The organism is Streptomyces sp. TRM70350 (assembly GCF_019219825.1).
Taxonomy (GTDB): domain Bacteria; phylum Actinomycetota; class Actinomycetes; order Streptomycetales; family Streptomycetaceae; genus Streptomyces.
The window spans coordinates 98,368-124,026 of the sequence record NZ_JAHUXH010000015.1 but is presented as its reverse complement, the minus strand read 5'-3'; the positions used below and the strand labels follow the sequence as shown (position 1 = coordinate 124,026).

Sequence of the window (25,659 nt, the reverse complement as noted above, 5' to 3'; positions counted from 1 at the left end):
GGAGCCGTAGTGCAGCCCATCCGACACGACACCGGGCCCCGCACCGCCGGGCCGGTACCCTCCCCCGCCGCCGAGGCGCCGGGGGCGTGGGAGGACGTCTTCCCCCTGACGGACGTTCAGGAGGCATACTACGTGGGGCGCTTCCTGGAACCGGAGTCGGCCGCCGCGATCTACCTGGAGTTCGAGGCGGACGGCCTCGACCCGTCCGCGGCCGAGGACGCCTGGAACGACCTGGTCGCCGAGACCGGAATGCTTCGCGCCGAGGTGCTGCCGGACGGCCGCCAGGGGATCCGGCGGTCGGTGCCGCGCTATCGCATCGCGGTGACGGACCTGCGGGAGGCCGACGAGCCGACTCGGGCGGCGGAGCTGGAGAAGCTGCGTGAGCAGGGCCGTACCGCCCCCTTCGACGTCCACCGCTGGCCCCTGTTCTCGGTGACGCTGGCGTTGCTGCCGGGCGGCCGCAGCCGGGTGCACCTCGCGGTGGACGAGATGACGGTCGACGGCCCGAGCGTGTCCCTGCTGCTGCGGCGCTGGTACGCGCTCTACCGCGGCCGACGGGAGCCCCGTCCGCCTACGTTCGGCTTCGGCGACTACGTCAGGGCACTGCGCTCCCGTGAGGACGGGGACCGGACCCGGGCGGCCCGGGCCTACTGGCGGCACAAGCTGTCCGCGCTCGGCCCCCGGCGCCCCGAGCGCGCACCGGCGGACGACGCCGGAGCACCGGAAGACGGCCGTACGGCCCCTCGTCCGCCGTGTTCCGCGACGCGACGGCGGCTCACCCTGCGCCTGCCGGCCGATGCCTGGCACGGCGTCACCGCGCACGCCTCGGCGCTGCACGTCACCCCGTCCGCGCTGCTGCTGACGCTGTACGGCGGACTGCTGCACCGGACCGGTGCGGCGCGCCACTGCGGCCAGGTGGCCGACGGCGGTCCCGTACCGGTCGTGGTCACCACCTACAACCGGCTGCCGCTCCACCCCGACGTCGCCCAGATGGTGGGCCCCTTCGTGTCCACGTCGGTGTTCCTGGCACCCGAGCCCGCCGGGCCGCCGGCCCGCCTGGCCGGCGCCGTGCGCGACCAGCTGTGGGCGGACCTGGAGCACGGCGCGGTCAGCGGGGTGCGCGCGTTGCGGGAGCAGGCGCGGCAGGGGGCGGCACTGGAGCCGCCGCCCTTCGTCTTCACCAGCATGCTGGGCACCCTCGCTGCCGACCACGGGTCCGGATCCGGGTCGCAGGAGGCCGGTTGGGCCGGGGCCGCCGGGACCGGGACAGGCCGCACCCGTACGCCCGGAGTGTGGCTGGAGTGCCTGCTCCACGAGGTGCGGGACGAACTGCACGTGAGTTTCGACTGCGACGACGAACGCCTCGGTCCGGGCGTCGCCGACGACCTCTTCGCGCGTATGGCGGGCGCCCTGGAGACGCTGGCCCGCGTGTCCCCCGAGGAGATCGCCTCGCTCGGCGACATGACGGTGCTGCTGGGCACGGGCGGAAGGACGGGCGGAAGGACGGACACGGAGGGCGGCGACGCGGCCGAGGGGCTTCCCCTCACCCCCTTGCAGACCGCGTACCTCGTCGGGCGCACCACCGTGCGGGGGGCCGCCGGGGAGACCCGGGTGCACCAGGAGTTCCGCCTGGAGCGGCCCGACCTGGACCGGCTCGGGGAGGCGTGGCGGCTGCTGGTGCGGCACCACCCGGCGCTGCGGAGCCGGGTGCGGGCGGACGGAACGCTGGCGGTGGAGCCCGCCCCGGCCGATCCCGCGCTGCCGCGCGTCCCGCACCACGACCTGTCCGGCGCCACACCCCCGGAGGCGGAACGGGCGCTGGCCGACCAGCGGGCCCGGCTTGCCGCCACGCCGATGCCGCTGGACGACGGTCCGCTGTGGCGTCTTGCGACCACCGCCCTGCCGGACGGCTCGGTGGTCCTGCACGTTCTGCTGGACGCGCTGGTGGCCGACGCCCGTTCGGTCGCCCTGCTGTTCGAGCAGTTGTTCCGGCTGCACTCCGGGGAGCCGCCCGCGGCGGTGCTGTCCGGGCCCCGCGCGTCCTTCGCCGCGTTCCTGCGCGACCGGGACGGCGCGTCGCGTGGGCCGGCGGCCGGCACCGCCCGCGCCGAATGGGACGCCCTGCTGCGGACCGCGCCCCCCGGTCCGTCGCCGGTCCGCCGCGACGCCGCCCCGCCGGATGCGGCCGGGGCGCACGGCGCCCACCGGCGGCTCGACCTGCCTCACTGGCGGGCCCTGCGGCGCCTCGCGGACCGGTGGGGCGTGCCGCTGGACGTCCTGCTGCTCACCGTCTACTGCGACGTCTGGCGCCGCGCCTGCCCCCGCGACGAGGCGTTCACCGTGGTCGTCGTCTCCTGGGACCGGCCCTCCGGGCCGCCCGGCGTCGACGGTCTCCTCGCCGACTTCACGCGGCTGAGCTGGCTCGTCGTGGACGACACCCTGCCGGAGGACCTCGCCGACCGGGCCCGCGCGGTGGCGGAGCGGCTGCGCGGCCAACTGGCGCGCGCGGAACGGGCCGACGGCCTGATCGCGGCCCGCGAACGCGCCCGGCGCGAGCCGGGCGGAGTGTCACCGTTCCCGGTGGTGTTCACCCGGCTCCCGTCCGAGCGGCCCGCACGCGGCCGGCAGGGCGTGGAGCTGCGGTACAGCCAGTCGCAGACCTCCGGGGTGGCCGTCGACCAGGTGCCGATGTTCGTCGGCGACACCCTGGTGTGCCAGTGGGACGTACGCGCCGGTGCCCTGCCCGACGGCCTCCTGGACACCCTCTTCGCGGACTACGCACGCACCCTGCGCAACCTCTGCGAGCGGGAGCCGACGCAGGACACCGGCGAGCCGCCGCCGCAGAAGCCCCTCATCGGCCGGGCCCGTGACTTCGCCCCCGGCCGCACGCTGGCCGACCGGCTGGAGCAGGCGCTGGCCGAGCACGCGGGGCGGGTCGCGCTGCGGGCCGGGGCGGAGGAGCTGACGTACCGGGAGCTGGGCGCCCGCAGCGCCCGGCTCGCCCGCTACCTGCGGGCGGCCGGCGTGGGGGTGGCCGACCGCGTGGCCGTGCACCTGGAGCGGTCCGTGGACCTCGTGGTGGCGCTGTTGGCGGTGGTGAGGGCGGGCGCCGCCTACGTCCCGCTCGATCCGGCCAACCCTCGCTCCCGTACCCGCCTGCTGGCGGAGGACTGCGAGGCCCGGCTGGTGATCACCGACTCCGTACTCCGTACGGTCTTCGACGGGCTGCCGGTCCGGGTGGTGGACGTGACGGCGGACCGCGCGCGGATCGACGCGGAGGACGCCGGGGAGCTGGTGGCGGGCGCGGGCCCGGAGGATCCGGCGTACATGATCTATACCTCGGGGACCACCGGCCGTCCGAAGGGCTGCCCCAACGCCCACCGGGGCGTCGGCAACCGGCTGCACTGGGCGCAGGAGCGGTTCCGGCTCGGGCCGGGGGACCGTGTCGCGCAGAAGACGCCGTGCGGCTTCGACGTGTCCGTGTGGGAGTTCTTCTGGCCGCTGCTCGCGGGCGCCTGCGTGGTGCTGGCCCGGCACGGGGCGCATCGTTCCCCGGCCGCCATGGCCCGCTGGTTCGCTGAAGCCGGCATCACCGTCAGCCATTTCGTGCCGTCGATGCTGTCGCTCTTCCTCGACGAGCCGGGCGCGGCGAAGGCGACGTCGCTGCGGCTCGTGCTGGCCAGCGGGGAGGCCCTGCCGGCGGACACCGTGCGCCGCTTCCAGGACGTGCTGCCCGGCACGGAGCTGCACAACCTGTACGGGCCGACGGAGGCCGCCATCGACGTCACCCACTGGGCCTGCCCGCCGGGATGGTCCGGCTCGGACGTGCCGCTGGGCGGCCCGATCGACAACACGACCATCCATCTGCTCGACGCCGGCCTGCGCCCGGTCGCGGCCGGCGCCGTCGGCGAGATCTGCGTCGGCGGCCCCGCGGTGGGGCTCGGCTACCACCGTCGGCCCGAGGCGGAGGCCGAGCGCTTCGTGCCGTCCCCGTTCCCGGAGGACGCGGGCGGCCGGCTGTACCGCACGGGCGATCTGGGCCGGGTCGACGAGCACGGTCTGCTGCGTTTCCTCGGCCGCCGGGACGACCAGTTCAAGATCCGGGGGCTGCGGGTGGAGGCGCAGGAGGTCGAGACGGCGCTGCGGGCCGTCGCGGGCGTGGACGACGCCCGGGTGCTGCCGCGGACCGGCCCGGGCGGCGACCAGGAGCTGGCCGCGCTGTGCCGGAGCGCACCGGACCGGCGGCCGGCGGCGGCCGCGGTCCGCGAGGAACTCTCCCGTGTGCTGCCCGCGGCACTGGTCCCGTCCCGTCTCGTCTTCGCCGCGGACCTCCCGCTGACCACCAACGGCAAGCTCGACCGCGCCGCCGCGCGCCGCCTGCTCGACGCCGGCCCCGAGGAGGACACGGCGCCCGGCCCCGGGGAACCGGCAGCCGGCGCGGACCTCACGGGGACGCCCGATTCCCTCCCACCGGACCGGGTGGCCATGGCCGCCGCCCGTCTCCTCGGCATGGAGCACGTCGCCGAGGACGCGGACCTCTTCCGGCTCGGCGCCACGTCGTTCACCATGATCCGGCCGGCCCAGGACATCCAGCGCCGGTACGGCATCGACGTGCCCCTGGAAGCCCTGGTGCAGCGCCCGACACCGGCAGGCATCGCCGCCGCAGCCGACGCCGCCATGCCGGCCATCGCGGTCGGCCGCGCCGATGCCGAGCCCGGACCACGGCCGAGCCCCGAGGACGTCGCCACGCTCGCCGCCCAGCTGCTGGAGCGGCGATCGGTGGACCCGGACGAGGACCTCTTCGCGCTCGGCGCCACGTCGTTCACCATGATCCGGCTGGCCCAGGACATCCAGCGCCGGTACGGCGCGGACGTCCCGGTCGATGTGCTGGTGAGTCGGCCGACCGCCCGCGGCGTGGCCGAGGCAGTGGCCCCTCCGGCCGTGAGCTCGGCAGGGACGGCACCCGACGGGCGCGGCACCCCGGACGCCGCCGGCGCCCCCGACGTCCGCATCGCCTTCGACGCCGCGGCCAAGGCGGCCTTCAAGGCCGAACGCCGCTCGCTGCGCCGCTTCGGCCCGGACCGTCGCCGCGTGGGTCTCGATCTGCCGCCGGACCGGACGCCGCCCGCCCGGCCGGTGCGCAGCGTGCGGGAGTTCGCCGAGGGGCCGGTGGACCTTGGCTCGCTGTCCCGGCTGGCGCTGGCCTTCACCGAACTGGGTCCGGACAGCGGCGGCAGGCGCCCCTACCCGTCGGCCGGCGGCCTGTACCCGGTCCAGGTGTACGTGTACGTCAAGCCTGGGCGGGTGACGGGCGCCGCCGCGGGCGTGTACTACCTCGACCCCGTCGCCCGCTCCCTCGTGCTGCTGGCCGAGGGCGACGTGATCGACGCGGAGTGCCATGTGCGCTACAACCGGCTGGTGTTCGACGGGGCGGCCTTCGGCCTGTTCCTGGTGTCCACGCCCGCGGCGATCGCACCCGCGTATGGAAAGGTCCTGGCCGCCCGGTACACCGCGATCGAGGCCGGCCACATGGCCCAGGCGGCCATGGAACGCGCGGGCGGGCTGCGTCTGGGGCTGTGCCCGGTCGGCGACATGGACTTCGCGTCGGTGCGGAGCCACTTCGCCCTCGACGACGGTCAGGAGCTGCTGGTGTCCCTGTGGGGCGGCGCTCTGCCCGACGCGGACGACGTCCCGCCGGACGCGGTGGCCGTTGTCGGCTTCGCCGCCCGGCTGCCCGGCACGGACCCGGCCGACAGTGTGGCCGGGCTGGCCCGGCTGCTCACCGAGGGCCGCACGGCGATCGGCCCGCCGCCCGCCGCACGCGCCCCGCACCGGCCTGTGCGCACCGACCGGGGCGGCGCGTCGGTCGGCGCCTACCTGGACGACGTGGGGGACGACGAGCCCGGCGAGTCGGGGATCCCGGACGACACCGCACCGGCCGTCGACCCGCAGGAGCGGCTGCTGCTGGCGACGGTGCGCGCCTGCTTGGAGAACGCGGCCGTGCGCGCGGACCGGCTCGCCGCAGCCGGCCCGGTGGGCGTGTTCACCGGAGCGATGTGGCACGACCACGCAAGGGGACGCGGCAACGACGGCACGGCCGCGGTGCCCACCGGTACGGGACTGGCCCACCGGGTGTCGCACGTCTTCGACTTCAGCGGCCCCAGCCTGGTGATGGACTCCGGCTGCGCCTCGGGCCTCGCCGCGGTCGAGGCCGCCGTACGGTCGCTGCGTACCGGGCAGTGCACGGCCGCGGTGGCGGCCGGGGCGAACCTCGTCCTGGACCCCTCACACCTGGAGTTCCTCGCGCAGGCCGGGCTGCTCGCCGAGTCCGCCGACTCCCGCCCCTTCTCCGACCGCTCGGACGGCTGGATCCCGGGCGAGGGCATCGGCGCGGTCCTCCTCAAACCCCTGGCCCGCGCCCTGGCCGACGGCGACCCGGTGCACGCGGTGGTGCGGGGCGGTGCGTGCCGCCACGCGGGGCGCACCCGCGACTACGGCATGCCCGGTCCGGAACGCCTGGAGGAGACGGTACGGGCGGCACTGGCCGACGCCGGACTGAGCGCCGACGCCATCGGGTACGTCGAGACGTCGGCGACCGGCGCAGCCCTGAACGACGCCCTCGAACTCGACGTACTGGGCAGGGTGTTCGGCGACCGGCCCCGACCGCTCCCGGTGGGCTCGGTGAAGGGCGTCCTCGGGCACATGGAGGCCGCCTCCGGGTTCGGCCAGCTGGCCCGGGTGCTCGCCCAGTTCCGGCGCGGCAGGCTCCTGCCGACGCCCGTGCCGGACACCGGCGGCGACGGAACGCTCGCGGGCGGGGGCGGCCGGGTACGCCTGGTGCGCGCGGAGGAGGACGCGCACCCGCCCCGGTGGGTCCTCGTCAACAGCTTCGCCGGCACGGGCGGTTACGTCAGCCTCGTCGTCGAGGCCCCACCGCCGCGCACCGCCGCGCCCGCACCGGACGGCCCGGTGACCCTGCCGCTGAGCGCCGACACGCCCACCGAGTTGACCCGGTACGCGCTGCGGCTGGCGGCCTTCGTGGAGGAGGCGCGGCCACCCCTGCCGGCCGTCGTCACGGCCCTGTGCCGGGGCCGCCGCCCCCGGGCATGCCGGGCGGCGGTGGTGGCCACCGCCGACAGCGTCGTGCCCGCGCTGCGCGAACTGGCCGCGCGGGTGCCCGCCGAGGACGGCGCAGTGGTCGTACGCGCCGCCGGGAACACCCCACCGGACGTGCCGGACGGCTGGCTGACCGGCGCCGACTCCCCCTGGCCCCTCACGACGGACCCGGCCGCGGCACTGCCCCCGACGCCGGTCCCCGTCCGCCGGCGCCCCGGGGACACCAGCCGCGCCACGCCGGTCCCCGTGACGGAACCGGAGGAGCAACGCCCCGGCCAGTCGCCCCCGGCCGCGGACCGCACGCCCGTCACCCGTTCCCCCGGCACCGGCCACGAGGGCGCCCTGCACCGCACGGCGGAGGTCGTGGCCCGCGTGACCGGCCTCCCCGCCGGCCGGCTGGACGCCTCCACGGACCTGCTCTCCCTGGGCGTGGACAGCCTGCGCCTGGTCCGTATCGCCCGCGCCATCGCCGGCGAGGGCGGACGGGCGCCGACATTGACCGCCCTGTACGAGCAGCCCCTGCTGGGCGCGATCGCCGAGGCCGCGTTCGGCCGTTCCACGGGCGCTCGGGCGCCGGACGCGCCCGGCGGGCCCGGCCCTCGCGACGAGCCCGAGGTACTGGGCGCGCCCGCCGCGCACCTCCCGCACGACGAGCCCGCCCTCGCGGCCGATCTGGACATCGACGCCCTGGACGAGGCCGAGCTGGACGTACTACTGGCGCGCCACGCCGGATCCCGCCCCCTGCCCACCGCCGCCCCCACCCCCGTCGAGGAGACATGAGCGCGCCCGCACACCTCCCCACGACCGACCTGCCCGCCACGACCGTCGAGGCCAAGCGCGCGCGGCTGCGAGCCCTGCTGCACGGCGCCTCGGGCGACACGGCGGTGACGCTCACACCGGAGCAGCGTGGGCTGCTGTTCCTGCACCGCCTCGACCCGGACGCGGGGTCGTACGACATCCCGCTCGCGGTCGAGCTGCGCGGCCCGCTCGAACCCGACCGGCTCGTGAGCGCCTTCGGCGACCTGATGTCCCGTCACCCCGTACTGGCAGCCCGCGTCGAGGACCGGCCGGGCGGACCGGTGCTGGCGCCCGCCACGCCGGCACCGCGCCTGGAGCGCCGGGATCCGCGTGCCGAGGGCGCGGCACCGGACGACCCGCTCGCACCGGTACGGGAGGAGGCGGCCCGGCCGCTCGACCCGGACCGCGCCGTGCTCCGTGCGGTCCTCTTCCGCCACGCCGCCGACCACCACCATCTGCTGCTGGTCGCCCACCACGTGGTGTTCGACGGCGACTCCGCGGTCATCGTGCTTCAGGACCTGTGGGCGCTGTACCGGGCGGGGGCGGACGGCACGCGGCTGCCGCCCGCCGGGGCGCCGTTCGCCGCGTACGCCCGCGCGCGTGCGGCGCGTTCCCCGGAGCGGGAGCGGACGCTGACCGACTTCTGGCGGAAGCGGACCGACGGGGTGACGGGCGCGCCCACGCTGCCGTTCGACCGGCCCGGGACCACCGTGCGCACCCGCGTCTCCGACCGTGTGCCGGTCCGTCTCGACCCGTCCGCCACGCAGGCCGTGCGGGCCTTCGCCGCCGAACACCGCACCAGCGTGTTCGCTGTACTCCTCGCCGCCTACCTGCTGGTGCTCGGACGCCACGACCCGGCCCGGCGGCTGGCCGTGGGCACGCCAGCGGCGATCCGGCACGACCCGCGCTTCGACCGTACCGTCGGCTGCCTGATCAACATGATCCCGGTCCGTGCTCCGCTCCCGGTCGACGCGGCCGGGCCGTCCGGGCCGACGGCTGCCGGGTACGTCCGCGCCGTCCGGACGGAACTGGCGCAGTGCCTCGACCACGCGGACCTGCCCTTCCCCCGGATCGCGGAGCTGCTGGACGGCCTCGACCCCGAGGACGGCTCCCCGTTCACCTGCCCGTTCGCCTTCCAGCGGTGGCGGGGCGACACGGCGGGCGAGGTGGCGCCCGGGGTGCGCGCGGAGATCGTCGAGGAGGTGCACCAGCCGGGTGTGGGGCATGTGAACCTCACGCTCGTGGAGCACGACGACGAGATCCGGGGCCAACTCAAGTACGACACGGAACGGTTCGAGAGGGCCTCGGCGGCCCGGTTCGCCGCGGAGGTGACGTCGGTGGCGACCGCGCTCGCCGCGCGCCCCGAGGCCCCGGTCGAGCGGGTGCTGCGGGAGGCGGTGACCGACCCGACGGAACGGACCGGGCACGCGCCCGCCGCACCGACACCCGCCGCCCCGGCCCCCTCGGCGTCGGCTCACTCGGCACCGAACTCCGCGGCACCGAACTCCGCGGCACCGAAGTCCGAGGCCCCCGCCGTCTCCGAGGACCGAGCCCTCGCCGCCGCCCGCGAGGCGTGGCGGGAGTTGCTGGAAGCGGCGCCCGAGGACGACCTGGACGAGGCCAACTTCTTCGCGGCGGGCGGTGATTCGGTCCTCGCCGTACAGCTGGTCGCGCGGCTGCGCCAGGCCGGCTTCGACCTGACCGTCCGCCGGATCTACCGCCACCCGACACCCGCCGACCTGGCCCGCTCCCTCGCCGGGTCCCCGGCGCCGGCCCCCGCGGTGACGGAGTCCCCGGCCGCGGACACCCCGTCACGGGGCCCCACGGCAACGGCGCCCGACACCGGCTCGCCGCCCTCCGCCCCGGTCCCGGACCTCTCCCCCGTCCAATCCTGGTTCTTCGAGAAGGTCTGCCAGGACCGGGCGCACTGGAACCAGTCCGTCGCGGTGCGTCTGCGCAAGCCCGTGGATCCTCTGCTGTTGCGTCTGGCCCTCCAGGTCGTCGTGACCGCGCACCCCGCGCTGACCGCGCGCATCGAGCCCGGTGGACCGGCGGGGCATCGTGTACGGCCGGCCGGTCCGCCCACGGGCCAGGGCGTGCGCGATCTGCTCACGGTGGCCGACGGGGCCGGTGCCGACGAGGCCGAGCGGCTGTGGCGGGAGGCCCAGCGGAGCCTGGATCCCACCGTCGGCCGCACCGTCCGGGCGCTGCTGCTGCGTGGCGGGCCCGACGGCGACGAACTGCGGATCACGGCACACCACCTGGTGGTCGACGCCGTCTCGTGGGGCATCGCGCTGGCCGACCTGGACGCGGCGCTCACCGCGCTGGAGAACGGTGAGCTGCCGCGGCTCCCTGCCGAGGACACGACGGAACGGCAGTGGACCGCCCGGCTCGCCCTCGCCGCCCGTGAGGCGGACGGCGCGGAGTACTGGCGGGCGGTGTCCCGTGCGCGGCAGGAGTGCGACGGGCTGCTCGCGTCCGTACCCCCGGGCCCGGAGGCGGACAGGCGGCACGACGGCTTCTCGCTGGACCGGGACGCGACCTCGCGGCTCCTCACCGAGGTGCCCCGGCGCCTGGGACAGCCGGTGCACGCGGTGCTGACCGGCGCCGTGGCGCTGGCGCTGGCCCGCTGGCGGGGCTGCCGCATCGTGACGTTCGACGTCGAGACCACGGGCCGGCCCGCCGGGGAGCCGATGCGGGGCACCGACGGGCCCGGCCCGGCGGATCTGTCGAGGACGGTGGGGTGGCTGACGTCGGTCGACCCGGTGGTGCTGAGCGGCCCCCGGGAGGGCGGTGCCGAGACCTACTTGCGCGAGGTCGGCGCCGCGCTGGCCGCACGGCCGGACTGCGCAAGCTTCCTGACGTACCGTCATCTGTCGCCGGACCCGGAGCTGCGTGAGGAACTGGCCGCCATGCCCGCCGCGCTGGTCTCCGTGAACCACCTGGGTCAGGTCGACCGGCTCGTCGTCTCCTCCCGGATGTCCCCCGCCCCGCCCCCGCCGGAGGACCGGTCCGCGCGGGCCGAGCGGCTGTACGCGGCCGAGGTGTACTCCGTCGTACGGGAGGGGCGGCTGCGGGTCGGTGTGGCCTGGGCGCCGTCACCGAGCGACGGCCTGGACGCTGACAGCGTACGGGCCCTGTCCGGCCACTTGCGCGCGGTCCTCGACGAACTCGCCGTCCGTGACACGTCCGTTGGCACGGGCCCTGCCGCCGGCCTGACAGGTTCCGTCGCCCCCGCCACCGAATCCGGCCCCGGCGGTGCCCCACCGTGTGCCTGGCCGTTGACCCCGCAGCAGTACGGCGCGGTCGTGGAGGCGCTTGCCGCACCGTCCCCGGGGCGGCACGTGGAGCAGTTCCACTGGTGGTGGCGCGGCGCCTTCGACCGGGGACGCTTCGAGCGGGCCTGGCGCGTGCTGTTCCGCCGCCACGCCGTCTTACGCGCCCGTGTGACGGACGGGGCCGCTCCCCTGCTGTCCGCCGCGCCGGACGTCGAACCGGCACTGAGCTGGTCCCGGGCCACCGCCACGCCGGGCAGCCCGGTGCCGTCCTGGCAGGAGGTGGTGCGCGCCGAACGGGACCGGGGCTTCGCGCCCGGTGAGGCGCCGCTGCTGCGGGTCACGGTCCGCGAGGAGCCGGAGGGGCACCGCATCCTGCTGACGCTGCACCACGCCCTGCTGGACGGCTGGAGCATCGCGCTGCTGCTGGAGGAGTTGTACGAGGCGTACCTGGACGGCACCGACCCGGCGTCGGTCGTCGAGCGGCGCCCCGACCTGCGCGACCACGCGCGGTGGCTGGCGGAGCGGGACACCGACGGTGCGCGCGCCCTCTGGGCCCGTCGGCTCGGCGGGCCCGGTGCGGCGGACGCGGCGGTGCTGCCCGGTCTGCCGGGACCGTCCCGCGATCCGGGCGGGGAGCCGGAGCCGGTCCGCGTCGAGGTGGACGCGGAGACCATGGACCGGTTACGGGTGTGGGCGGCGCAGCACGCGGCGACGGAGTCCAACGTGCTGCAGGCGCTGTGGGCCGCGCTGCTGTGGCGCTGCGCCGGGGGCGGCGGCCGGGCGCGGACCCGGCTGGGGGTGACGCTGTCCGGCCGGGCCGACGGTCCCGAGGGGGTGCGGCGGATGCCGGGCATGCTCAGCACCACGCTCCCGCTCGACCTGGACGTCGGCCCGGACGATTCCGTCGCCGACCTCGTCGAGCGGGCCCGCGAGGCGGCGCTGGGCCTGCAGGACCAGGAGTGGGTGAGCACCGGTCAGGTGCACGAGTGGGCCGGGCTGCCCGGCAGCCGCCCGCTGTTCGACAGCCTGCTGGTGGTGGAGAACTATCCGGCCGCGCTGCGGGAGGTCGGGGAGCGGCTGGCGGCGTCCGGCGCCGATGTCGGCGTCCCCACCGCCGTGGGGGCCCGTACCGCGTACGCGGTGACCGCGCTCGCGCACCGTGAGAAGTCGGCGCTGGTGACGGAGTTCGTGCGCGATCCGTGGCGGCTCCAGGGCGCGGACACCGCCCGGATCGCCGCGCTGTGGGAGACGTGCCTGCGCCGCCTCGCCGAGGATCCGCAGGGCCTGACGGTGGCGGATCTGGTGGGTGGGGTCACCGACGCCGCACTGCCCCGGGTCGGCCCCCGCACGGGGTCCACGCGCCGCCGTACGGTGTCCTGGCCGGACTCGGCGTGGGCGTGCCGGGCCGTGCGGGACGCCTTCCGTGCGGTGCTGGGCGTGGCCGGCGTCGAGGCGGACGCCGACTTCTACGCCCTGGGCGGCCACTCACTGCTGTCCGTACGGCTGTTGCGGGCGCTGGAGGAGGCCGGCGCGCCCGGTCTGACGCTCGCCGATCTGTTGCGGCACCCCACCGCCGGGGAACTGGCGGAGCTGCTGGAACGGCGCCGTGACGACGGGGACGGCGGCGAGTCGCGGTCCGTGCTGGTGCCGCTGCGGGAGACGGACGGCGACGCCGACCCGGTGACGGTGTACCTGCTGCCCCCGCCGGGTGGTCAGGTCGCCTGCTACGGCGAACTCGCCGCGCGTTTCCCGGGGTCGGCGCGGCTGGTCGGCGTGCAGGATCCACGCATCGCGCTGCCGGGGCCGCCGCCGCACCGCACGGTGGAGGAGCTGGCGCGGACGTACGCCGACGCGCTGCCCCCGGCCGCCGCCGGCGAGCGGCTGGTCCTGGCGGGGTTCTCCGGGGGCGGGGTCATCGCCTACGAACTGGCCCGCCTGCTGCGGTCCCGGGGACGCGCCCCGGACCTGGTGGTGCTGCTCGACGCGGCGGCCCCGACCGGGTCGCGCACCGACACCACGGCCGACGGCAGTTTCCTGGAGCAGGTGGCGGCCTACGACCGTGAGCGCCGCGCCGCCGGCGGCGGCCGGGAGGGTGCCGGCCGTGAGCGTGGCGCGCCCTCGGATCCGAAGGCGGCTCCGGTCGCCGCGCCGCGGGAGTACCTGGACGAACTCGCGCAGGTCGCCGACTGGATGGGCAACAGCGGACCTGATCCCTTCGCGCTGCTGCGGGAGACACTGGGCGCGGTCGAGGACTATCGCCCGGGCCCGTACGCCGGGCGACTGCTGGTGCTGCGGGCCGAGGACACCGACTTCGGCCGGGGCAGCTCCTTCGACGCCTCCGGCACGTATTACGCGCGCCCCGCCCTGGGCTGGGAGGACCACTGTCCGGACGTGACGGTGGAGGAGGTTCCCGGCAACCACATCAGCCTGCTGTCCGGTGCCCACGCCGCGGCGCTGGGCGCCCTGCTGGCCGCCCGGTGCGGCGGCACCCCCGACCCCGACGCCGAGGCGGAGACACCATGACCACCGTCCACATGTTCGCCGGGCAGGGCGTGCAGCGGCCCGGCATGGGCAAGGACCTCTTCGACCGCTATCCGGACCTGACCGGGGAAGCCGACGCCGTGCTCGGCTACTCGGTGCGCGAGCTCTGCCTGACTGGGGGGCGGGACGGTCAGCTCGACGACACCCGGTACACCCAGCCCGCCGTGTACGTCGTCAACGCGCTGTCCTACCGTGCGGAGGTGGAGCGGGACGGCCCGCCGGACCTGGCGCTCGGCCACAGCCTGGGCGAGTACAACGCCCTGGAGGCGGCAGGGGTGCTGGGGTTCGCGCAGGGTCTGGAGCTGGTCGCGGCCCGCGCGGCCGGCATGGCCCGGATCACCGGTGGCGGCATGAGCGTGGTGATCGGGCTGCGCGAGACCGCGCTGCGCTTCCTGCTGCACCGCTCCGGGTTCGGCTCCGTGCACCTGGCCAACCTCAACGCACCGGACCAGCTGGTGCTGGCCGGTCCGCGCGAGGACCTGGAGATGATGGAGCTGATCCTCCAGGACGCCGGCGCCCGCCTGGCCCGCCGGCTGCCGGTCAGCGGCCCGTTCCACTCCCCGCACATGAGCCCGGCCGCCCGGGAACTCTCCGCCCTGCTGCGCCGTACGGCGTTCCGCCCGCCGCGGTTCCCCGTCGTCTCCAACCGGACGGCCCGGCCGCACCGGTACGAGGACCTGGCGGACACCCTGGCCGAGCAGGTCGACCACCCGGTGCGCTGGGCGGAGTCCGTGGAGTGGGTGCGCAGCCACGGGCCGGGCGGTGAGCGGCGCGACGGGCCGCCGCCGCGGTTCGTGGAGGTCGGCGGGGGCACCGTGCTGACCGGAATGGTCCGGCGGATCTGCGAGGCGTGGGCGCGGTCGTCCGGCGGCCGTGGCGCGCCGGTTGCCGCCGCGGCGGGAGGTGAGCGGCCGTGAGCGCGACGAGCACCGTCTTCCAGGGCCGCCCGGTGGCCGATCCGCGGCTGCGGCTGTTCGTCTTCCACCACGCGGGCGGCTCCCACGTGCCGTACCGGGCGCTTGCCCGGGAACTCCCGGAGGACTGGGAGGTGTGTCTCGTCGACGCGCCGGGGCGCGGCCGGCTGACGCACGAGGAGCCGCTGGTGGAACCGCGGTCGCTGGTCGACCGTGTCCATGATGACCTGCTGGTGTGGCTGGACCGGCCGTTCGCGTTCTTCGGTCACAGCATGGGCGGTCTGCTCTGCCACGACCTGACGCTCCGGCTCGACCGCGACGGTCTCCGGCTGCCGCGCTGGCTCGGGCTGTCCGCGCGCGGCGCCCCGGCGCCGGACGGCGGCACCGGTGAGGAGCCGCGCCATCTGCTGCCCTCGGCCGAACTGCGCGCGGTCATCGCCCGGCTGGGCGGCACGCCGAAGGCGGTGCTGCGCGACGACGAGCTGTGGTCGCTGGTGGAGCCGGTGCTCAGGGCCGACCTGCGGATCGTCGAGACCTGGCGGTTCGACGCGGCCGACCGGCTGCCGCCGGTTCCGCTCGCCGTCTTCGGCGGCACGCACGATCCGATGGTGACCCCCGCCCGGCTGGCGGGCTGGGCGGACCGCACCTCCGCCTTCCAGGGCCTGCGCCTGTTCCCCGGCCACCACTTCTACTTCACCGCCCAGCTTCCGCAGACCGCCGCGCGGATCGCCGCGGACGTCCACGCGGCACTGGACACGGCGTGGCAACCACGCCGGTGACCGGAAGCCCCGCCCAGCAGCCATCCCATTACCAGGCCGGCTCCCGTCCGCACCCACGCCCCGCTCCGCCCCCGAGGAGACCCGCATGACCACCACCCCGCAGGCCCCGGTCACGGCCGAGCAACTGGCCGGCCATGTCGCCGCCGTCCTCGGCGTGCCGCGGCGGAGCGTCGACCCCGACCAGCCGCTGACCGCCCTCGGCCTGGAGGCCCGCTCCGCGCTGCGGCTGCAGCACCACCTGCGCACGCTCGGCGCGGGCGGGCTGTCGTTGCGCCGGCTGCTCGACGGCGGTTCGGCCCGCTCGATCGCGGCTCTGCTCGCCCGCGACGCCGACGCCCCTGCCCGGTCCGGCGCGGCTCCTGTCCCGGACGCGTCCCCGCCGCGTCGGCTCGTGCCGCTCGGTGCCGACCTGGCGGGTCGGCTGTCGGCGTGCGGCGAGGAGTGGGGACTGACGCGGGAGACGGTGCTGTACGCCGCTGCCCTGCTGACCGTGGCCCGCTGGACCTGCGGCACCGGGCGGCTGGAGGTGCGGCTCGAGGCGGACGGGCGGCCGACGCGGACCCTGCGGGCGCCGGCTCCCGACCCGCTGCGCTGGTCCGGGCTCGGCGCCTATGCCCGTGAGCTGAGCCGTGTGGCCCACGCCCCGGCCGAGGCGCTGCACCCCTCGGCGGGCGCGGCCCGGGTGGTGTTCGCGGTGGCCCCCGCAGAGCAGACCGGCACTCCGCCCCTCGCCTCCCCGGTCCTCGCGCACCGGCTCGACCACTCCGGTCCGGCACTCGTCGCCGTGTGGGAACTGCGCGAATCGGACGGTGCCGACGCCGCGTTCCTGACCGGTCTCGGCGAGGCGTACGGCACACTGCTCGCCGTTCTCGCGGAGGATCCCCTCGTCTGGCGGCGCGTCGACCTGGGCTGGGCGCCGACGTTCACCTTCCAGGAGCCGCTCCTCGCCCGTCCCTTCCCGGACGCCGGGCCCCTGCTGGACGACCCCTTGCACGCTGCGGCCCGGCGGTCCCCGGGCGCGCCGGCGCTGCTCGGCTCCTCGGGTGCCCTCACCCACGGCGGACTGGCCGCGCGCGCCGCGGTCCTCGCAGGGCGGCTGGCCGCAGCGGGTGTGCGGCCGGGCGACCCGGTGGCCGTTGCCCTGCCCAAGTGCTTCGACCAGATCGTGGCCGTCGCCGCGGCGGCCCGGTGCGGTGCCGTGTACGTGCCGGTGGATCCCGACTGGCCCGCCTCCCGCATCGCCGCGGTCTGCCGCCGTTCCGGCCTGGCGCACGCCCTCGTCGCGGCGGACACGCCGACCGGGGCCGAGGCGCGGGCCGAGCTGCCGGCCGGCGTGACCCGCGTCCCGGTGGACACCGGGGACACCGCCGCCGCGGGTCCCCTCTTCGGCGACGCCGGGCATGGCCCCGGATCCGGCGAGCCCGCACCGCGGACGGCGCCGGACTCACCGGCGTACATCATCTTCACGTCCGGCTCGACGGGCGAGCCGAAGGGTGTCGTCGTCGACCATGCGGCGGCCCGCGTCACGGTGGACGACATCACCGACCGGCTCGGCGTGGGGCCGTCGGACCGGGTGCTCGGTCTGTCGGCGCTCGGCTTCGACCTGTCCGTCTACGACATCTTCGGAGTGCTCGGCGCGGGCGGCGCACTCGTCCTGCCGGACCCGGACGGTGAGCGCGACCCGCAGCACTGGATGGACCTCGTCGAGCGGCATCGCGTCACCCTGTGGAACACCGCTCCCGCCCTGATGCAGATGGTGCTGGACCTGGCCGAGGCCGACCCCGGGTCCGCGGCCCGGCAACTGGCCCCGCTGCGCCGGGTGCTGCTGTCGGGCGACTGGATCCCCGTGACGCTGCCCGACCGGCTGCGCGCCCTGGTGCCGGACGTCGAGGTGATCTCGGCGGGCGGCGCCACCGAGGCGGCGATCTGGTCGATCTGCCACCCGGTCGGCGAGGTACCGCCGGAGTGGCGCAGCATCCCCTACGGGCGTCCGCTGCGCGAGCAGTTCTTCCACGTCCTCGACGACGAGGGCCGCCCGCAGCCGGTGGGGCGGGCGGGCGAACTGCACATCGCCGGCCGGGGCCTGGCCCGCGGCTACGCCGGCGACGACGAGCAGACGGCCGCCCGGTTCCCCGTCCACCCCGTCCTGCGTGAACGGGTCTACCGCACCGGCGACTTGGGCATGTGGCGCACGGACGGCACCATCGAGTTCCTGGGGCGCCGGGACCGGCAGGTGAAGATCAGGGGGCACCGGATCGAGCTGGGCGAGATCGAGTCGGTCCTCGACCGGCTCCCGGACGTCCGCCGCGCGGTCGCCTCGATCACCCGGGGACCCGACGGCCGGCCGCAGCTGCTGGCGCACGCGGCCCTGACCCCGCAGGCGCTGCTGCGCGACGCGGACACCGTACGGGAGGAGCTGAAAGGCGCGCTCGAGCGGTCCCTGCCCGCCTACATGGTGCCGCACCACATCGCCCTCACCGATGCCCTGCCCGTCACCGCCAACGGCAAGATCGACCACGCCCGCCTGGCGCGGACCCCGGCCGACCCGCACGACCCCGACGGGTCGGCCGATCGTTCCGCGTGTCCGATTCCCTCCCCCGCCGCCGAAATCGACTGGGCCTGTCAGGAAGCGCTGTGAAACACTGTCATCGCTCGTCGCCCAGGCGCCAGCGCGCGCCATCGCGGCGACCACCGTGCAGTCGACCCCCAGCGAAGCGAGCGCCCGCACTCATGCCCGTTCCGTCAGCCGCGCGCCAGGCCTGTGCCGCCGCCGGACGGAGCGGAGTCCGGGCTCCGGGCGGGGGTGGGCGCCCCCGCATCCCTGTTCCCCCACCGCCGGTGTCCGTGGCCCCGTGCCCCACGCGACGGGTGCCTCTTTCCGCGCCGGGGTCCTTCGGGGGGACGACCGCGCGCAGATCAGCGTGACCGCCCTGTCGCGGTTCACCCTCCGCGCCTGACGCGGTGCGCCGTCGACTTCGTACCCGAGAGGACCCCACCCACCGATGCAGAGCGCGCCCTCGACAGCGCAGGACACGGGCACCTCGCACCCGCAGGCCGTCCTGGCCATCCTGTGTGTGACCCAGCTCTTACTCACCATGGACGACAACGTCGTCAACATCGCCCTGCCGACCATCCAGCGGGAACTGGACTTCTCCCCCTCGTCCATCGTCTGGGTCATCAACGTCTACATGCTGACCTTCGGCGGCTTCCTGATCCTGGGCGGGCGGCTCGGCGACCGCTACAGCCTGGTGCGGACCTTCTCCGTCGGCACCTCGATCTTCGCCCTGGCCTCGCTGGCCTGCGGTCTGGCCGTGGAGCCCTGGCAGCTGATCGGCGCCCGCGCGCTGCAGGGCCTCGGCGCCGCGCTGGTCGCCCCCGCCGTACTCGGTCTGATGACCCTGGTGTTCACCGAACCAGCTGCGCGGGCCCGGGCGTTCGCGCTGTGGGGGGCGACCGCGATCGTGGGAGCCCTGGCCGGTCTGATCCTCTCCGGCGTCATCACCGGCTACGCCTCCTGGCGCTGGGTGTTCTTCATCAACCTGCCGATCGCCGCTGTGGCCCTGCTCCTGCTGCCCCGGCTGGTCCGCGGCGTCCATCCGGGCGGCGCCGACCAGCCGCTGAACTGGCGCGGCGCCACACTGCTCACCGGCGGCCTGTCCCTCCTCGTCTACGCCCTGCTGTCGGTGGAGGGCGAGGAGAACCCGGCGGCGACGGCGATCGCCGCGGTGCTGGCGCTGCTGTTGCTGGCCGGTTTCGTCGTCGACCAGCGCCGCTCCGCCGACCCCCTCGTCGCCAAGGGGGTGTTCGCCGGGCCGGTCCGGTCCCGGGCGCTGCTGGCGGCGGTGCTGCTGTGCGCCGCGATGTTCCAGGGCTTCCTGGTGCTGACGCTGTACCTGCAGAACGGCCTGGGGTACGAGCCGCTGACCGCGGGCCTGGCCTACGTGCCGTTCGCGCTCGGCTCGCTGACCGGCGTCAAACTCGGCGAGAGGGCCACCGTGCGGTACAGCGCGGGCCGGGTGCTGACGGGCGCCTGCGTCAGCACCGCGGCGGGCGCGCTGATGCTCGCCTGGGCCCAGGCCGGCGACCTCGGTTACGTGGGGCTGCTGCCCGGCATCCTGCTGTTCGCCACGGGCATCGGCGCGGGGCTGCCCTCTTCCGCCACCGCCGCCACTCACGGCGCGGACGAGCGGACCTCCGGTGTGATCGCCTCGCTGGTCAACTCCAGCCAGCAGCTCGGCGGCGCCGTCGGACTGGCGCTGGTGGGCATCGCCCTCGGCGAGACGGGCAGGCGCTTCGGAACCGCCATGACCACCGCCACCGTTCTGGCCGTACTGTCCTGCGTCGCCGCGTTCCTGGTGGTGCGGCACGAGCCGCGCACCGCCGGCGCCGCCGAATCCGATCCCCGGTCCGCGTGAGACCGGCCGGCGGAGCCGCGCGCCCGTCCCCGACCGTCGCTTGCTGCCCCCGATCAGGAACGAGAAGGTCCCTTTCCATGCCAACTGTGCGCTTACACGCCGGTGACCTCGTCAAGTACTACGCGGACCACCGGGTGCTGAACGGGCTGTCGCTGTCGGTCTCCCCCGGTCAGCGTGTGGGCCTGGTCGGAGAGAACGGTGTCGGGAAATCGACGCTGCTGCGGCTGCTCGCGGGTGTCGAGGAACCGGACGCCGGAACGATCGAACGGCCCCAGGACTGCGGATTCCTCCGGCAGGAGCTGCCGTTCGCTGCGGACACCACCGTGCAGGACGTGGTCGACGACGCCCTGTTCGACATCCGCGCCGCCGCGGCCCGGCTGGAGAGACTGTCGGCCCTCCTGGAGCAGCGTCCGGACGACGGGGACGTCCTCGCTGACTACGGCGACACGCTGGAGTGGGCCCAGCATCACGACCTGTGGGACGCCGACCGGCGTGCCCAGCTGGTGCTCGCCGGTCTGGGCCTGGGCTCCGTGGAGCCGACGCGAGCGCTCGGCACGCTGTCCGGTGGGCAGCGCTCCCGCCTGGCGCTGGCGGCCCTGCTCATCCGTCAGCCGGAGGCCATGCTGCTCGACGAGCCGACCAACCACCTGGACGACGACGCGGTCGGCTTCCTGGAGCAACGGCTGAACGAGATGCCCGGCGCGGTGGTGCTGGCCTCCCACGACCGGATGTTCCTGGACGCGGTGTGCACCGACATCCTCGACCTCGACCCCTCCCGCGGCGGCGTGACGCACTACGGCGGCTCGTACTCGTACTACCTTGAGGCCAAGCGGCTGGAACGGCTGCGCTGGGAGCAGCAGTACGAGGCCGAGCAGGAGGAACTCGCCCAGCTGCGCACCTCGGTGGACGTGACCGCCCGGGCCGTCAACCACGCGCGGGCCATGAAGGACAACAACAAGATGGCCTACGACCGGGCCGGCGGGCGCGTGCAGCGGCAGATCTCGCGGCGGATCCGCAACGCGCAGCACCGGCTGGAGGAGCTGGAACGCGCTCAGGTGCGCAAGCCGCCGCCTCCGCTGCGGTTCGCCGCCACGCTCACCGGGAGGGCGGCTCAGGAGGACGAGCCCGCGGTGTCGCTGCGCGCCGTGGAGCTGGCCGGGCGGCTGCGCGTCGAGCGTCTCGATGTCGGCCCCGTGGAGCGGCTGCTGGTCACGGGCCCCAACGGGGCGGGCAAGTCGACCCTGCTGAACGTGGTCGCCGGCCGCCTCGCACCGGACTGCGGGACGGTGGAGCGGGCGCCCGGAGTGCGCGTCGGCCTCCTGGAGCAGGACGTCGACTTCGCCGACGGCCGCCGCAGCGCGAGCCAGTTGTACGAGCGGGCCGCACGGGAGGACTCCCCGCCGCTGTCGCAGCTGGGGCTGCTGCCGGCCCGGGACCTCGGCAGGCCGGTGGGGCAGCTGTCCATCGGCCAGCGCCGCCGGGTCGCGCTCGCCCTGCTGATCGCCCGGCCGCCGGACGTCCTGCTGCTGGACGAGCCGACCAACCATCTCTCCCTCAGCCTCGCCGAGGAGCTGGAGGAGGCGCTGAAGACGGCGCCCGGTGCCGTCGTCGTGGCCTCCCACGACCGCTGGCTGCGCCGTTCCTGGGAGGGTCCTGAACTCATCCTGAAGAACGGCGAGACAACCGGCGTCGCGACCGCACGGTCAGGTCACTGACACCGATGTGCGCCGCTCCGGCGGCCCCGGGCTCGGGGGCACGGCCGGGGCGGCCCCGCGGGTGCGCGGTCCGGTCGTGGACCGCGCACCCCTTGCTGGTTCAGACGGTCGGATGCGCCTTCAGCTCAGACGCGAGAGCTGGTTCCACCCGGGCCCTGAGCAGCGTGCCCTGCGCCGTGTGCTCGACGGAGAGGACCTCGCCCTCACGGTGGGCGCGGGAGATGAGGCCGCCCGCCGAGTAGGGCAGCATGACCTCGACCTCCTCGGTCGGCCTCGGCAGCCGCTCGTCGATGAGGGCGCGCAGTTCGTCGACGCCCTGCCCGGTCCGCGCGGAGACGACGATCGCGTCCGGTTCGTCGTCCAGCAGGCGGGCCAGTACGTCGGGGTCGGCCGCGTCGGCCTTGTTGACGACCAGGACCTCCGCGCTCGCGGCGGCGCCGACGTCCCGCAGCGCCTCCCGCACGGAGCCGAGTTGCGCCCACGGGTCGGGATGTGACCCGTCGACCACATGCAGGACGAGATGCGCGTCGGCCACCTCCTCGATCGTGGAGCGGAACGCCTCGACGAGGTGATGGGGCAGATGGCGTACGAAACCGACGGTGTCGGTGAGGGTGTACGTGCGCCCGCTGGGGGTCTCGGCCCGCCGCACGGTGGTGTCCAGGGTGGCGAACAGGGCGTTCTGCACCAGGACACCCGCTCCGGTGAGCCGGTTCAGCAGCGAAGACTTGCCGGCGTTGGTGTAGCCGGCGAGGGCCACGGACGGCACGTTGTTGCGCCGCCGCTCCTCCCGCTTGATGTCCCTGCCCGTCTTCAAGGACGCGATGTCCCGGCGCAGTTGGGACATCTTCTTCTGGATCTGCCGACGGTCCGTCTCGATCTTCGTCTCGCCGGGACCACGGGTGGCCATACCGCCGCCCCCGCCGCCGCCCATCTGCCGGGACAGCGACTGCCCCCAGCCGCGCAGCCTGGGCAGCATGTACTGCATCTGCGCCAGCGCCACCTGGGCCTTGCCCTCACGGGTCTTCGCGTGCTGCGCGAAGATGTCCAGGATCAGAGCCGTACGGTCGACGACCTTGACGCGGACGACCTCCTCCAGCCGCACCAGCTGGGCAGGGCTGAGCTCACCGTCACAGATCACGGTGTCGGCTCCGGCATCGTCCACGATGTCCCGCAGTTCCGAGGCCTTGCCGGACCCGATGTACGTGGCCGGGTCGGGCTTCTGGCGTCGTTGGATGACCCCGTCCAGCACCAGGGCGCCGGCCGTCTCGGCCAGGGCGGCGAGTTCGGCGAGGGAGCGCTCGGCCTCGTCCACCGTGCCCGAGGTCCAGATACCGACCAGGACGACCCGTTCCAGGCGGAGTTGCCGGTACTCGACCGAGGTGACGTCGCTGAGTTCGGTGGACAGGCCGGCGACACGGCGCAGTGCGGCCCGCTCCTCCCGTTCGAACTGCTCGCCGTCGAAGTCGTCAGCGCCGGGCACGGCGAGCCGGTCGTCCATGAGCGCATCGGCGCGCTGATGGCGGGAGGCGGAGTTCTCGGGGCGTGTCATAGAAGTCCTTCCGTTTCACGGGCGGTTCTGAACTGGGTCGTACAGAAGTACGCTGGTCCGGACTCGACAGGACAGCCGACAGGCGGTGACAAAAGGAAGCGAAAGGCCGCAGCTCAGCGGCACCGGAACCAGGCATCAGGGCACACCAGTGAGCGGCACCGCGGGAGAGCCCGAGGCCTTACGGCGGGCTCGGCGGACGGGGCCGCTACGGGGCGGCGCTCTCGACGCGCCGCGTCACAGAATCAGATGCCGTTCCTCATAAAGATCCACCCTACGGGTCCATCAGGGCGGGCGCAGCCCCATTTCTGACGAAGGAACCCCGACCGAGTGATCTCGGCCTGGTTGGATCGGCGACCGGAGCACGCGTTGCGGGGCCTCGGTGGCGGGCTCCGGGCGACGGGTCTAGCCTCGGGTCATGCGCTCGACGAGTGGCGGACCGGCGGCAGGGACGGCCGGCCTCTCGGCCGGGACGGTCGCCGACAGCGACGAGAACGGCGCCTCCCGCACGGGCAAGGCTGAAAGTGCCGCATCTTCATGTGGTCGCACTCCCCCGGCAGCCACTGGATGACCATCCGTGAGGCAAGCACGGCCGACGTCGCGGTGAACGGCTAGAAGTACGGCACGTTCGGTCTCCGGCACGTCATGGACAAGCGCGTCGGAAAGGCGGAGCGATCCGCCTGTAGGTCCAGCGCCGCCTTGCAAAGCGACCTCAAGAAGGCGCTCGCCTCGGGCAAGTGGCCGAACATGTGGGACGGTGTCCACGGCGGCAAGCGGGACACAGCGTACTCGTACTGGACCGGCTGCGGATGCCGTAAGAAGAAGTACACGGTCTACGGGTACTACCGCACCACCGCGGCCCCCGACAGGAAGCGGCTGTGTGTGACCACCGCCTGTTCCAACCGACCGGCTGACTTTTAGAGGGAGCATGCCTCAGAAGATGAACATACCCGACTCGCCCGAGGTGCTCATCCGTGCGGCCGCCGAGAGCATCACGGGCCGGCTGACGGGAGAGAAGGGCCCCATAGCAGCACTGCGGTCGATCGTCCACATGGTCGACAACGACGAGGCCGAACTGGCCGTGGACGACCTCGTGCGAGTGATCAAGTGCTACCGCATCCGCATTCTGCGGAGGGAACACGACCAGATCGCCGCGGCGGCCGCACAGCTCGATGCGCTGGACTCACTCACCGAAGTGAGAGTCGATCGCTTCATCGGCGAGTGAAACGTCCGGCTGTCCGTTGATCCGGGCACACCTTGACGCCTTGAATGCACACCCGCGGCCACCGGGGCCGCCGCCGAAGGACTGCTGCGCGCCCAGGGCGTGCCGGGCGGTGCCCTGCGGGCCGTCCTGAGGGGGGCGGCCGCGTTCACGTGCATGGTCAGCCCTGCGCCGTCGTCGAGCTGCAGCTGCACCACGGAGTCGGTCCCGGCCGGCCCTTGCCCCCGTGCAGCACCTCCGCTATGTGCATCGCTTCCGCTGCGACAGCCCACGGCACGAGCCGCCGCGTCCTGGCCGTGGGAGATACAGGACACGGAAGCCGGTCGCAGCCCCGCCCGCCCCTCCGCCAACGACGCGGCCGCAACGTCGGCCCTGTCCTTCGTCACCTCTGAGGCAGCGCACGGCAGGCTGCGCGGACCGCACACCCACCGGGACCAACACCGGACGCCGCCACCATCCGGCGGCCGCGCCACATACCCGGCATCACGAGCCACCCACCACATCCTCCGCCTCGGACGGAAACTCCGCACCGGAATAGGCGGCCACGAACACGACTTCATCGGGTGTGTCCCGACGGCGATGGCCACCTCGGGAGAGATGCCGTCCACCTCGTAGACGGTCTCTGTCGTCCCCGCCTCCGCGACTTCCTCCCCGACGGTGAACTCCACGTTGGCAACGTCCCGATACGTTCGGTACCGATACCGGGCCTGGTAGAACAGGACGCCGCTTCCTCGCCGTCGCCGCTGCTGCCCGCCGCGCACGCGGCGGCTGATGCCACCATGGCCGCGGCCACCAGCAAGCCCGCAGATTGCCCGGCGTAAACCATCGACGTCCTCCCTGGGCAGATGCCCGGCGAAGCCGAAAGGGGCTGTCCGAGTGGCAGGGCTGGGCCGAGTGAGTGATGGTGGGGGTGGGGGTGCTTTCGTGCAGGCGGTGCGGCTGACCGGCCACGATCCTGGCGCGGACGCCCAGTTGGTACTTCGCTCGGCCTGGCACAGTTGCGGCTTCGCTCATGCCGTAGCCGCCCATGGGCGCGGAAGGAGGGCTTCAGGATGCAATCGTTGAAAAGAGCGGTAAGGGCCGGTCCGGCGGTCGTCGCAGTCCTGGCAGTCTCGGCCCTGACTGCGCTCACCGCGAGCGCTGACGCGGCGCCCGGCCGGTACTGCGGGTCGGACAGTGTCCACGGACTCGCCGTGTTCGGGAGCGGCAGCACGTCGTGTGCCACCGCTCTTCAGGTCGCCAATGCCTACCAAGCACGCAGCTCAAACGGCTCCCCCGTGACCGTCCTCGTCGGTGGGACCGCTTGGCGCTGCCAGGAGCAGCAGGGCGATTCCA

General features: G+C 74.8%; 10 protein-coding genes. 9 read left to right on the top strand and 1 reads right to left on the bottom strand.

Translation table 11 applies throughout. The features are described 5' to 3' along the window. Positions 1 to 9 precede the first annotated feature (9 nt). From KWI83_RS22820 to KWI83_RS22790, 7 genes are all read left to right on the top strand, one after another. Positions 10 to 7,896 carry a non-ribosomal peptide synthetase gene (locus KWI83_RS22820; protein ID WP_218516235.1) on the top strand — a complete coding sequence of 2,629 codons (7,887 nt, stop codon included), beginning with the start codon at positions 10 to 12 and terminating at the stop codon, positions 7,894 to 7,896. Beyond that, complete coding sequence (locus KWI83_RS22815; protein WP_218516234.1) at positions 7,893 to 13,715, top strand: condensation domain-containing protein; 5,823 nt, start codon at positions 7,893 to 7,895, stop codon at positions 13,713 to 13,715. The genes KWI83_RS22820 and KWI83_RS22815 overlap by 4 nt, the downstream gene beginning before the upstream one ends. Beyond that, positions 13,712 to 14,650 carry an ACP S-malonyltransferase gene (gene fabD / locus KWI83_RS22810; protein ID WP_218516233.1) on the top strand — a complete coding sequence of 313 codons (939 nt, stop codon included), beginning with the start codon at positions 13,712 to 13,714 and terminating at the stop codon, positions 14,648 to 14,650. The genes KWI83_RS22815 and fabD overlap by 4 nt, the downstream gene beginning before the upstream one ends. Continuing rightward, entirely contained in the window at positions 14,647 to 15,426 is a 780-nt protein-coding gene (locus KWI83_RS22805) for a thioesterase domain-containing protein (RefSeq protein WP_308122139.1), read from the top strand. The genes fabD and KWI83_RS22805 overlap by 4 nt, the downstream gene beginning before the upstream one ends. An 85-nt stretch (positions 15,427 to 15,511) precedes the next feature. After that, a complete protein-coding gene (locus KWI83_RS22800) occupies positions 15,512 to 18,064 on the top strand; it encodes an amino acid adenylation domain-containing protein (protein ID WP_218516232.1) in 2,553 nt (850 codons plus the stop codon). A gap of 364 nt (positions 18,065 to 18,428) precedes the next feature. Next, the gene (locus KWI83_RS22795) at positions 18,429 to 19,841 is read left to right on the top strand and encodes an MFS transporter (RefSeq protein ID WP_218516231.1); all 1,413 of its coding nucleotides are present in this window, start codon (positions 18,429 to 18,431) and stop codon (positions 19,839 to 19,841) included. A gap of 77 nt (positions 19,842 to 19,918) precedes the next feature. After that, the gene (locus KWI83_RS22790; protein ID WP_218516230.1) at positions 19,919 to 21,556 is read left to right on the top strand and encodes an ABC-F family ATP-binding cassette domain-containing protein; all 1,638 of its coding nucleotides are present in this window, start codon (positions 19,919 to 19,921) and stop codon (positions 21,554 to 21,556) included. Positions 21,557 to 21,656: 100 nt separating this feature from the next. Here KWI83_RS22790 and hflX read toward each other — a convergent pair whose 3' ends face one another. Next, positions 21,657 to 23,105, bottom strand: coding sequence for a GTPase HflX (gene hflX, locus KWI83_RS22785; protein WP_218516229.1), 1,449 nt, complete (start codon positions 23,103 to 23,105; stop codon positions 21,657 to 21,659). Between the two features lie 696 nt (positions 23,106 to 23,801). Here hflX and KWI83_RS22780 point away from each other — a divergent pair. Beyond that, on the top strand, positions 23,802 to 24,023 hold the full coding sequence (locus KWI83_RS22780; RefSeq protein WP_218516228.1) for a hypothetical protein: 222 nt from the start codon (positions 23,802 to 23,804) through the stop codon (positions 24,021 to 24,023). Between the two features lie 19 nt (positions 24,024 to 24,042). Then, positions 24,043 to 24,327, top strand: coding sequence for a hypothetical protein (locus KWI83_RS22775; protein ID WP_218516227.1), 285 nt, complete (start codon positions 24,043 to 24,045; stop codon positions 24,325 to 24,327). Positions 24,328 to 25,659: the final 1,332 nt, after the last annotated feature.

Bases quoted from the DNA above. Each gene is read 5' to 3' on its own strand.
- KWI83_RS22815 (WP_218516234.1), top strand. From the start codon at position 7,893: ATGAGCGCGCCCGCACACCTCCCCACGACCGACCTGCCCGCCACGACC.
- fabD (WP_218516233.1), top strand. From the start codon at position 13,712: ATGACCACCGTCCACATGTTCGCCGGGCAGGGCGTGCAGCGGCCCGGC.
- KWI83_RS22800 (WP_218516232.1), top strand. From the start codon at position 15,512: ATGACCACCACCCCGCAGGCCCCGGTCACGGCCGAGCAACTGGCCGGC.
- KWI83_RS22795 (WP_218516231.1), top strand. From the start codon at position 18,429: ATGCAGAGCGCGCCCTCGACAGCGCAGGACACGGGCACCTCGCACCCG.
- KWI83_RS22790 (WP_218516230.1), top strand. From the start codon at position 19,919: ATGCCAACTGTGCGCTTACACGCCGGTGACCTCGTCAAGTACTACGCG.
- hflX (WP_218516229.1), bottom strand. From the start codon at position 23,105: ATGACACGCCCCGAGAACTCCGCCTCCCGCCATCAGCGCGCCGATGCG.
- KWI83_RS22775 (WP_218516227.1), top strand. From the start codon at position 24,043: ATGAACATACCCGACTCGCCCGAGGTGCTCATCCGTGCGGCCGCCGAG.